General features: G+C 70.7%; 2 protein-coding genes. One reads left to right on the forward strand and one right to left on the reverse strand.

All coding sequences use genetic code 11. The features are described from left to right. Window positions 1-26: 26 nt before the first annotated feature. Window positions 27-2,891, reverse strand: a complete 2,865-nt coding sequence (locus ACIG5F_RS40075; RefSeq protein WP_396525317.1) for a BTAD domain-containing putative transcriptional regulator — start codon at window positions 2,889-2,891, stop codon at window positions 27-29. A 133-nt stretch (window positions 2,892-3,024) separates the two neighbouring features. Here ACIG5F_RS40075 and ACIG5F_RS40080 point away from each other — a divergent pair, with 133 nt between their 5' ends. Then, entirely contained in the window at window positions 3,025-12,270 is a 9,246-nt protein-coding gene (locus ACIG5F_RS40080) for an RHS repeat-associated core domain-containing protein (protein ID WP_396525318.1), read from the forward strand. Window positions 12,271-12,277: the final 7 nt, after the last annotated feature.

Raw genomic sequence — 12,277 nt, forward strand, 5'->3', positions numbered from 1 at the left:
GTATATGCAGCAATGGCCTGTCAAGCTCAGCCGGCCTCGAGCTCCTGGAGCCGGGCGGAGACCGACCGGGCGGGCTCGGCCGCGCCGAAGGTCTGCCACAGGGCCAGGGCCCGGCCCAGGTGAACGCGGGCGGCCTCGCGGTTGTCGTAGCCGATGTCGAGCTCGCCGAGCAGCTGCCAGCAGCTGGCCTCGCCCATGCGGTCCCCGTCCCGCTGGAACCAGGAGGCGGCCCGGGCCAGCACGGCGGCGGTCTGCCGGCTGTCCCGGCGGGCGGCGTGGACCTGGCCCATCCGCAGCAGGGTGTAGGCCAGGCAGCGCTCGTCGCCGAGCCGCTCGAACTTGTCGTGCGCGGACCAGAGGCAGGCCAGGGCGCGGTCGTCGGTGTGCAGGCGGCTCATTTCCCGCAGCACCACGGCTTCCCGGTGCACGTCGCCGGTCTGCCGGGCCAGGTCGAGGGCGCCGGTGAACCAGGTCTCGGCCTCGGCCGAGGAGCCCTGGGCCAGGTGGATGACGGCGATGCCGTTGCGCAGCTGCGCCTCAATGTGCCGGTCACCGGCGGCGATCACCAGGTCCAGCGCCAGCTTGGCCAGCGCGAGGGCCTCGTCGTGGTTGCCGCGGAAGCGTTCGATGGTGCCCAGCGCGCCGGTGGCCAGCGCCTCGCCACGCTGGTCGCGGATCCGTTGGTAGAGCTCCAAAGCACGGTGCACGGCGGGGGCGGCGGTGTCGAACTGGTCCCGGTAGATCTGCACCTGGGCGAGCTCGGTCAGCAGCACGGCCTCGCCCCGCTCGTTGCCGGCGGCGCGCACGGCCCCGAGGGCGATCTCGTGGCCCTTCAACCAGTCCTGGTGCAGGCTGCGCAGGTCGTAGTACGACACCATGGCTGCGGCCAGTTCCCAGGCCAGCTCGTCGAGGCCCCACTCGGCGGCCAGGGCGACGGCGTCAAGGGCGGTGGATCGTTCGGACGCGAACCATCCCAGCGGATCCCGCTCCACGTCGACCGGCACCGCGACGCGGACGGCCGTGCCCGGCGTGGGCCGGAACAGGCTGGGCGGCAGGTGTTCCCCGGCCCGCTCGGCCAGGTACAGCCACGCTCCCAGCAGACGCACGACGGCGGCCCGCCGAACCGGCTCCGGCAGCGCCGCCGCGACCTCCGCGGCATAGGCGTGCAACAGACTGGGCAGCTGATACCGGAGCTGGCCGGTCACGTCGGTGTCGACGACCTGGATCAGGCTGGCGTCCAACAGCAGGTCCATGACCTCGTCGGCCCGGGCCCGGTCGAGCAGCGGACCCAGCACCCACGCCGCCACCGGCCGCGCGCACGACAGGCCCAGCAAGGCGAATCCCAGCACCGCGTCGTCGGGCAGCGACCGCAGGCTCAGCTCGAAGCTGGCGCGCACCCCCGACTCCCCCACCCGCAGCTCGTCCAGCCGCTGCGACTCGTCGTCGAGTCGTTCCCGCAGCACCCGCAGCGGCCACTTGGCCCGGCCGGCCAGCTTGCCGCCGGAGATCCGGATCGCCAGCGGCAGATGGCCGCAGAACCGGAGAATCGCCTCGGCGTCGGCCGGCTCGGCCGCCACCCGCGGCGCGCCGACGATGGCGGTGAACAGCTCCAGCGCCTCGTCGGGCGCGAACACGTCCAGCTCGGCATGCCGGGCCCCGGGCAGGTCGGCGATCGATCTTCGGGTGGTGATCAGCACCGCGCAGCTGCCGGTCGGCGGCAGCAGCGGCCGCACCTGGCCGGCGTCGGCGGCGTCGTCGAGCACGAGCAGCATCCGTCTTCGGCCCAGCAGCGAGCGGTACAGCGCCGACCGCGCGGCCAGCTCGTCGGGCACCCACTCGCCGCGAACGCCCAGCGCCCCGAGCATGTCGGCCAGCAGCATGGCCGGATCCCGGGGCCGGGCCGAGGTGCCGGCGAGATCGAGGTAGAACTGGCCGTCCGGGAACCGGGCCCGGATCGCGTGCGCGGCGTGCACGGCGAGGCTGGACTTGCCGACGCCCGGCCCCCCGACCAGCACCGCGACCGGCGGCGGTCCGGTCTCCACGCCGGCGGACAGTGCGTCGACGAGGACGGCCATGGTGTCGGCGCGGCCGGTGAAGTCGGGGATGTCCGGCGGCAGTTGGTGCACCGGGACCACGACGCCGGTCTGCCGCACCGAGAGCGCGGGATCGGCCCGCACGATCTGCTCGTACAGGCTCTGGATCGCCGAGCCGGGGTCCACGCCCAGCTCCTCGGCCAGCAACCGCCGCAGCTCGGTGTAGACGCCGATGGCCTCGGCCTGCCGGCCCTGCCGGTACAGGGCGAGCATCTGCGTCTGCCGCAATCGTTCCCGCAACGGGTAGCGGGCGACAAAATCGGCCAGCCGGGCCAGCACCGGGCCATGCTCGCCGCGAGCCAGCTCGGCCTCGGCCCAGTCCTCCAGCGCGTCCACCCGGGCCTCGGCCAGCCGGTCCGCCTCGGCGCGGATCATCGGCGCCACCGGCACGTCCTCGTACGGATCGCCGCGCCACAACGCCAACGCCTCGGCCAGATCCCGGGCCGCGCCTTCGGTGTCGCCCGCCCGTAACGCCGCGCGGCCGCGGTCGGCCAGCACGGTGAACCGGCCGGCATCGGTGTCCACGGCGGCGACGCGCAGCCGGTAGCCGGGCGACTGCGTCACCAGCAGGTCCGCGCCGAGCAGTCGGCGCAGCCGGGCGACATAGCCGTAGATCTGGTTGTCCACGGTCTTCGGCGGCCGGTCCCCCCACAGCTGCGCGGCGATTCGGTCGCTGGAGACGAGACGGTCCGGCTCGACCAGCAGCGTGGCCAGCAGCGTCCGCCACTTGGCCGCGCCGATGCGTCGCCATTCGGCGTCGGCGAGGTACTCGACCCGGCCGAGAACCCGAAATCGCATGCGTCCCCTTTACGCCGCCTTTGCCGCCAATCTAGGCGACCCGGCCCGCCACCGGAAACCACTTCGAATACAGATCGGCTACACATCCCGCTGCCACCGTCGTCGGTCGAGGCGAACGGGGAGGCACTGGGGCATGGGGCGACGGAGATCACGCGGTTTCGTGGCGGCCTGGTGGCTGACGGCGAGCGTGCCGGTCAAGATCACCGCAGTTGGCCTGGCGATCGTGCTGCTGACCGGGGTCGCCACCACCGGCCTGATCGGGCCGTTCTCGGGCGGCGACTGGTTCGGCGGCTCGTCCTACGCGCACGGGCCGGAGCAGCGATGGGGATCGGCCACGGCCTCCGACAGGCCCAGCGGACAACCCGGTAACCGCACGTTGCCCAATTCACTACGTGCGCGCTACCCCTCGTTAACCTGGAATCCATCTCAGAATGCGGCTTCGGTGGAAACGCCGCCGGCGACCGAGGCCACCGGATTCGATCCGAAGACGAGCAAGGAGATCCCGGCCGCCCGCGGCGCGTACGACACCACGTACGCCAATCCCGACGGCACGGAAACCACCGAGTTCTCCACGGCGCCGGTGAACTACCGGACGCCCGACGGCTGGCAGCCGATCGACACGCGGCTCACCTCGGACGGCAAGTCGGGCTGGCGCAACACCGCCGACGCCGTCGGCCTGCACTTCGCGCCGACGGCCGCCGCGCCGGATCTCGCCACCGTCACCACCGGCCCCGGCCAGCAGGTGTCCTTCGGCCTCGACGGCGCGGCGGCCGTCACCGGCACGGTCGGCGACAGCGCGATCACCTACCCGGCGGTGCGCCCGCACGTCGACCTCAAGCTGGAGTCGGTGTCCGGCGGCGTCAAGGAAACGCTGGTGCTTGACTCCCCCGACGCACCCACCAGCTACACCTTTCCCTTGCGGCTCAACGGATTGACCCCGCGCCTGGCCAACGGGCAGATCACGCTGGCCGACAGTGCCGGCACCACCAAGGCGGTCGTCCCGGCCGGTGACATGATCGACGCCGGGGCCGCGCGCTCGGCCGGCGTGACCTACCGGCTGGCCGGCGACAAGCTCGAGGTCAGCCTCGACGCGGCCTGGCTGCGCGACCCGGACCGGCAGTTCCCGGTCCAGGTCGACCCGACCGTGAAGATGCCGGTCGACGGCGGCTCCGGCACCGACGCGATGTACGTCCAGGAGGGCGTCGGCTCGGCCAAGGGCGACCAGGACCTGTTGGTGGGCACCGTGGACGGCCACCAGTCGGCGTCCTACGTGAAGTTCAGCGACCTGGTGGGCAAGCTCCAGTACCACACCATCTTCGGCGCGCAGCTGTGGATGGTCGAGTACAACTCCGACTCCTGCAAGCCGCGCGAGATCACCGTCAACCCGGTGACCGGCTCGTGGACCGGCGGCAGCGGCTACAACTGGCCGGGGCCGGCCGTCGGCGGCTCGCTGGCCAGCAAGTCCTTCGCGCACGGCTACATCGCGTTCGGCCACTCCTCCTCGGACTGCCCCACCGCGGGCGAGACGATCAACCTCGGCGCCGCCGGCCGTGACCTGGTGCAGCGCTGGGTCAACGGCGACCAGGCCAACAACGGCCTGTCCATCCGCGGGTCGAGCGATGCCCTGTCCGGCAAGTGGTTCACCGGCACCGGCACCGCCAACCCGCCGCGCCTGTACGTCACGCACAGCCCGTACAACGCGTCGTACTCGATCCCGAACCCGGTGCCGAACCCGGCCGTGCTCCAGAACCAGGACGGCAAGATCAAGGTCGCCGTCACCAACAAGAGCGCCGAGGCCTGGGCCCCGGGCAGCTACTACCTGGCCTACCGCGCCTACAACACCGCCACCGGCGCTTCCGTTGTCCAGCAACGGTCCGCGAACCTCACCAGCACGGTGGCCCGGGGCGGCCGGGTGACGCTGGACGCGACCATCAAGGCGCTGCCGCCGGGCAAGTACTTCCTCGACTTCACCATGGTGCACACCGGCGGCCAGGTGTTCACCGACTACCAGGTGCCGCCGGCCCGGCTGGTGCTCCAGGTCTTCGACATCCCGCCGGTGGTGCAGGAACTCTATCCCCCCAACGGTTTCCAGGCCCCGACGCTGACGCCGCAGCTGTGGGCACGGGCGCTGGACATCGACGCGCCGCCGAGCTCGTCGCTCCAGTTCAAGTTCGAGGTCTGCCTGCGCGACGACGCCGGCAAGCCCACCAACTGCACGCAGTCGGCCTACTCCACCAAGCAGGCCTACACGGTGCCGACCGCAACCCTGAGCTGGACCAAGGCGTACCTGTGGCGGGCCTACGTGAAGGACGCCAGCAACGAGGTCATCTCGCCGTACGCCACGATCCTGACGTCGGTGCCGCAGCCGGACATCACCTCCCGCCTGGCCGGCGCGCCCTACGGCGAGCAGCGGCAGGACTTCGACCCGAACGTCGGCAACTACAGCACCGCCGCGGTCGACGCCTCGGTGGCCACGGTCGGCCCGCAGCTGACCCTGACCCGGACCTACAACAGCCTGGACCCGCGCAAGGACGGCCTGTTCGGGGCCGGCTGGTCCTCGACGTACGACATGAAGCTGGCGCCGGACAACGACGGCTCCGGCAATGTCGTGGTGACCTACCCGGACGGCCAGCAGGTGCGCTTCGGCAAGAACGCCGACGGCAGCTACTCCGCGCCGGCCGGCCGCACCGCGCAGCTCACCCTGGACTCCACGTCGTGGAAGCTGCTGGACAAGTCCGGCACGACCTACCAGTTCTCCACCGCCGGCCGGATCACCCGGCTCACCGACAACGCCGGCCACGCCATCGTGATCACGTACGACACGACCACCGGCAAGCTGTCCAAGGCCCAGGTCTCCAACAGCCAGACCAACACCGCCGGCCGATCGCTGACCTTCGTCTGGACCGGCAACCACGTCACCAGCGTGACGACCGATCCGGTCAACGGCGCGGCGCTGGGCTGGGCCTACAGCTACACCGGCGACACGCTGACCAAGGTCTGCGGGCCCGGAAGTGCTTGCACCAACTACGGTTACGCCGCCGGCTCGCACTACCGCAGCACGGTGCTCGACTCGCACCCGGAGTCGTACTGGCGGCTGGGTGAGCCCGACGGCGCCGCCGCCGGCAGCGAGGTGACGGTCAACGTCGGCAAGGACGCCGCCACCTACTCCAACGTCACGCTCGGCACGGCCGGCGCGCTCGCCGGCACCAGCGACACCGCGGTTTCCTTCAACGGCGCCACTTCCGCGGTGACGCTGCCCAAGGGCACCGTGAAGAAGAGCCGGGACGCGGCCGTCGAGCTGTGGTTCAAGAACTCCCTGACCGGCTCGGGCGGCCCCCTGCTCGGCTACCAGGACAAGGCGTTGGGCACCGCGTCCACCACCGGCGTGCCCGTGCTCTACGTCGGCACGGACGGCAAGCTGCGCGGCCAGTTCGCCACCGGCGCCATCAACCCGATCACCTCCGCCACCGCCGTCAACGACGGCAAGTGGCACCAGGTGGTGTTGTCCTCGATGGGCAGCACGCAGACCCTGTACCTGGACGGAGCGAAGGTCGCGGACCTGACCGGCCAGCAGATCGACGCCTCGCTGCTGACGTTCAACCAGCTCGGCGCGGCCTACGCCAGCACGCCGGCGTCGTGGCCGGCCTGGGGCGCCACCGCCCAGCGCTCCTACACCGGCGCGATCGACGACGTGTCCGTCTACAGTGGACCGCTGGGCGCGGCGGCGGTTGCCGCGCACTACAAGGCCGGCACCGGCGCGGCCGACCAGCTCTCGTCGATCACCCTGCCCAGCGGCAAGACCGCCGCCGCGATCACCTATGACGTGGCCCAGGACCGGGTCAAGGAGTACACCGACGGCAACGGCGGCACCTGGAAGGTCGGCACGCCAACGGTCTACGGCGACGACACCGACCTGCGCCGCAGCGTCGAGGTGCTGGACCCGTCCAACCGGCCGAGCCTGTACGAGTACGACGCCATCGGCGGCTGGCTGCTGCGCTTCGGCCTGCCGCTGGGCATCGAGGCCCGCGACGACGACAACCCCGGCGAGCCGACGGCCACGCCGCCCCCGCCGGTGCAGAGCTGCACCGCGCCGGACCCGAACGACCCGGCCTTCTGCACCACCATTCCCGGCGACTCCGGCGGCCCGGTGTTCGTCCGCTACGACGCCGACGGCGTGAGCATCCGCTCGTACACCTACGACGACAGCGGCATGCTGACCAAGGTCACCGACGAGAACGGCGACGCCACGTCGATGACCTACGACTCCCGCGGCGACGTGATCAGCAGCACCACCTGCCGCGCGGTCAACGACTGCCAGACCACGCGCACCTCGTACCCGGCGACGATCACCAACCCGTACGACCCGCGCTCCTACCTGGCCACCGACACCCGGGACGGCCGGTCCGCGAGCGCGACCGACACCACCTACCGGACCAGCTACACCTACCACTCCACCGGCCAGGTGGCCACGCGCACCGGGCCGGACGGCAGCCTGATCCAGAACAGCTACACCGCCGGCTCCGAGGCCGGCTTCAGCGGCGGCATCGTGCCGGCCGGGCTGCTCGCCTCCACAATGGACGGTCGCGGCAAGTACACCCGGTACGCCTACTACAGCAACGGCGACCTGGCCCAGGTCACCGCGCCGTCCGGGCTGATCACCCAGTACACCTACGACGCGATCGGCCGGAAGGTCACCGAGAAGGAGATCTCCGACAGCTACCCGTCCGGGCTGGTCACGACCTTCGGCTACGACGGCTGGTCCCGCCTGGCCACCGTCACCGAGCCGCAGACCACCGACGCCGTCACGAATGTCAAGCACCAGCGCAAAACCGCCACGACCTACGACGTGGACGGCGACCCGACGCGGGTGGACTACTCGGACGTGCTCGGCGGCGACCCGACCCGAACCACCACCACCGACTACGACGACCACGACCGGCCGGTCCGGACTACCGACGGCGTCGGCAACGAGACCGGCTACGGCTACGACCAGTTCGGCAACCTCACCTCGCAGACCGACCCGAACGGCAACCGCTACGACTTCGCCTACACGGCGCGCAACAGCCTCGCCGAGGTGCGGCTGCGCGACTGGCACAGCGACCCGCCCGGCGCGCCGGCCACCGGCACCGGCGACTACCTGCTGCTGCACGCCTACAGCTACGACTTCGCCGGCCGCCTGGCCAGCGACACCGACGCGATGGGCCGCCGCACCGAGTACACCTACTACGGCGACGGCAAGACGCACCTCGTGGTGCTGAAGGGTTTCCACAACCCTGACGGCTCGACCAAGGACTACGTGCTGGAGGACGACAGCTACGACGCCGCCGGCAACCTGACCAAGCAGGTCACCGACAACGGCGCGACCACCACCCAGCACACGCCGGACCTCAACGGCCGACCTGTGTCCACTGTGGTCGATCCGAACGGGCTGAGCCGCACCACCACGTACAAGTACGACGCCAACGGCAACGTCACCCACACCGAGGTGTCCGGCAAGGCCTCCAACGTGCCGTGGATCATGTCCACCACACCGGCCGCCACCGACTACACCTACGACGACGCCGGCAACCCGCTCACCACGACGGTCACCGACGGCACCACCCCGCGCACCACCTCGTACACCTACGACCAGCGCGGCCTACAGACTTCGGTGACCGACCCGCGCGGCAACGTCGCCGGCGCGAACAAGGCCGCCTACACCACCACGCTCAGCTACGACGAGCTGGGCCGGCAGACCGGCTCCAGCGGGCCGGCGCTCTCGGTGGAGTCCAACGGAAATCCCGCCACCACCCAGGCTCCCACTCGCAAGACCGGTTACGACACCTTCGACGACCAGGTCGAGCTCACCGACGAGCGGACCTACACCAGCCACGCGACCTACGACGCCGCCGGCCGGATGCTCACCCAGAGCAACCCGAGCTACCTCGCCCCGGGCGCCAGCCAGGCGATCACGCCGACGACGAAGTACGAGTACGACGGCAACAACAACATCACCACCGTCACCGATCCGCGCGGCAACGTCACCCGCACCACCTTCGACCAGCTGGACCGAACCTCCACCGTGGACGCGCCGTCGGCGACCAACGACGACCGCTCGATCACCGCCTACACCTACTCCCGCACCGGCAAGGTCCTGTCCACTGTGGATCCGAACGGCGCACGGACCGAGGCCACGTACGACGATCTGGACCGGCAGGTGTCCGGCACCGCCGTGGAGCGCCGGCCCTCCTCGGCCGCCTACACCACGGTGATGAAATACGACGACCAGGGCAACATGCTCCGGTTGACGTCACCCACCGGCGCCGGCACCGTCAACACCTACGACACCGTCGGCGAACTGACCAGCACCACCGACCCGTCCGGCGTCCCGACCCAGTACGGCTACGACTTCGCCGGCCGGCAGGTGCGCGCCACCGACGGCCTCGGCCGCACCAGCCAGACCAGCTACGACCTGTTGGGCCAGGTGGTCGCCTCCGCCGACCTCAAGTCGGACGGCAGCACCCTGCGCACCACGCGCTACGCCTACGACCTGGTCGGCAACCGCACCTCGGTGACGGATCCCTTGCAGGCCACCACGACCTACGCCTACGACGCGGCCAGCCAGCTGGTGAGCCAGGTCGAGCCGGTGGACGCCAAGACGTCCATCACCAGCTCGTTCGGCTACGACGCGGCCGGCAACGTCACCCGGTTCACCGACGGCCGCGGCAACTCCACCATCACCACCTACAACAGCCTCGGCCTGCCCGAGTCGACGATCGAGCCGGCTACCGCGGCCCAGCCCAACGCGGCCGACCGCACCTGGACCGTCGGCTACGACGCCAACGGCAACGCGGTCCGCCAGACCGAGCCCGGCGGCGTGGCGCAGCAGATGACCTTCGACGCGGCCAACCGGCTCACCGACGCGACCGGCAGCGGCGCGGAGGCGACCACCTCGCCCCGCCACCTCGGCTACGACCAGGGCGGTCGGCTGGTGACCTCCGGCTCCGACACCTACACGTACAACGACCGCGGGCAGATCCTCAGCAGCAGCGGGCCTTCCGGCGCCGCGAGCTTCGGCTACGACGGCGACGGCAACCAGACCGCCCGCACGGACGCCGCCGGCACCACCGGCTACAGCTACGTGCACGCCCGCCTCGATTCCGTCACCGACGGATTGACCGGCACCAAACAACAGCTGGGCTACGACGGCGCCGGGCAGGTCAAGACCGTCGGCTACGGCGCCGGCCGCACCCGCACCTACGGCTACGACGACTTCGGCCGCACCAGCACCGATGTCCTGACCAACTCCGCCTCGCAGGCGGTGGCCAGCACCACGTACCACTACGACCTCGACGACCAACTGTCGGACAAGACCGAGCTCGGCGTCACCACCTCCTACAGCTACGACTCGTCCGGGCGGCTGACCAGCGACACCACCAATGGCGTCAAGACCGACTACGGCTGGGACGCCGCCGGCAACCGCACCAAGGCCGGCGCGACCACCGCCACCTACGACGAGCGCAACCGGCTGCTGACCCAGGGCGGCGACAGCTACACCTACACCGCACGCGGAACCCTTGCCTCGCAAACGAATTCCGGCGGCACCGCCAAGTACACCTACGACGGCTTCGACCGCCTCGCCGCCGCGCCGGGCCAGACCTACAGCTACGACAGCATGGACCGGGTCAGCTCCCGCAACGGCACCGCGTTCACCTATGCGGGACAAGGCAACGACCCGGTGTCCGACGGCAGCGAGACCTATGCCCGCGGCCCGGGCGGCGATCTGCTGGCCGTCCAAAGTGGAACGTCCAAGCAGCTGACCTTGAGCGACCGGCACGACGACGTGGTCGGCGCGTTCAACCCGGCCGACACCACCCTGTCCGCCCTGTCCGGCACCACCGCCTACAGCCCGTTCGGCCAGGTCACCGCGCACACCGGCGACACCGGAAACGTTGGCTACCAAGGCGATTGGACCGACCCCGGCACCGGCAAGGTCGACATGGGCGCGCGGTGGTACGACCCGACCAGCGGCGCCTTCACCTCGCGGGACAGCATGTCGCTGGGCGCGCAGCCGTCCGGCAACGCCAACCGCTACCTGTACGCCAACTCCGACCCGGTCAACGCCACCGACCCCACCGGCAACTTCGGCTGGGGCTCCGTGTGGAAGTACGCCAAGAAGGCCGTCGGCCGGGACGACCTGGTCGAAATCGAACTCCAGATGCTGTGGAACGTCATCAAGCCGACACCGCTCGGCGACGACTCCTGCACCGCCATCTACGGCATGGAGTGCGACGCCTACTACCACAGCCTCTACCACGAGTCGGCGCACGACCTGTTCTGCGACACCCATTCCTGGACCAGCCAGTGCGGTGGCGGCGGTTACCCGTACAGTTCGGGCCACGGCGCCGGAAGCCGTCCCAACCCCGTCGGCGGTGGCGGCGGCAACAGCCCCATCGACTGGGCCGAGCGCGCCGCCGAAGCGGCCCGCAAGGCGGCCTACGAACGGGCTCTGCGCATCACCCAGGCGGCCCGCGACGCGGCGGAGAGCGCGGCCAAGCACACCGCGATCGCGGTCGGCAGCGCGGCCACGACGGCGGTGCTGAACCTGCCCGAGGTGGTGTCGTCCGCGCCGACGGCCGCCGCGGCCGTGGTGGACACCATCGAGAACGTGGTGGCCGACAACAAGGTTCAGGCGCAGCGGCTCTGGCAGGCGGCGGTCGACGCCACCGGCGCGGTGGTCGCGGTCGTCTCGGCGGCGTCCCAGGTGAAGACCAAGACCGACTCCCGCCGCGACGAGGGCTGTGAGGAACGGCTGCCCGAACCGAACTACAAGCCGGTGGACACCTCCAACGGCGACCGCGCCACCGGCGTCGAGGCGTGCCTCACGTACAGCGACCTCGGCACCGGCTCCGCCACCAACTCGAAGATCAGGCCGCCCGGCTACTACTGGGGCCGGCGCTACAGCAAGGTCCTCGGCGCGACCGGCAAGCCCGGCAAGTGGATCAACAACTGCCACCTGCTCGGCAAGCAGCTCGGCGGCGACGGCACGAACCTGGAGAACCTGGCCACGTGCAGCCGGACCACCAACGCCAACCGGATCGACCAGAACGACCGGGACTTCTCGCCGAACATGCTGGCGGTGGAGAACGAGGTGACCGCGGCGGTGCGGGAGAAACAGGAAGTCGACTACACCGTCACGCCGCTCTACGACGGCCATCGCACCGTGCCGTACGCGTTCCAGATGGACGCGGTCGGCGTGGTCGTGCCCAAGGGGGTCAAGCCGATCAACCTGCACGAGACGATCCCCAACCAGATCTGGGGCGTGAACAACCAGCGGTACAACGATCTCGGCCGGGTCGTCTACAAGGGACAGCCGGTTCCTCTCGCCGGCGTGAAATAGGAGAATC

It is taken from the genome of Kutzneria sp. NPDC052558, assembly GCF_044547355.1.
Lineage (GTDB): Bacteria > Actinomycetota > Actinomycetes > Mycobacteriales > Pseudonocardiaceae > Kutzneria.

Bases quoted from the DNA above. Each gene is read 5' to 3' on its own strand.
- ACIG5F_RS40075 (WP_396525317.1), bottom strand. From the start codon at position 2,891: ATGCGATTTCGGGTTCTCGGCCGGGTCGAGTACCTCGCCGACGCCGAA.
- ACIG5F_RS40080 (WP_396525318.1), top strand. From the start codon at position 3,025: ATGGGGCGACGGAGATCACGCGGTTTCGTGGCGGCCTGGTGGCTGACG.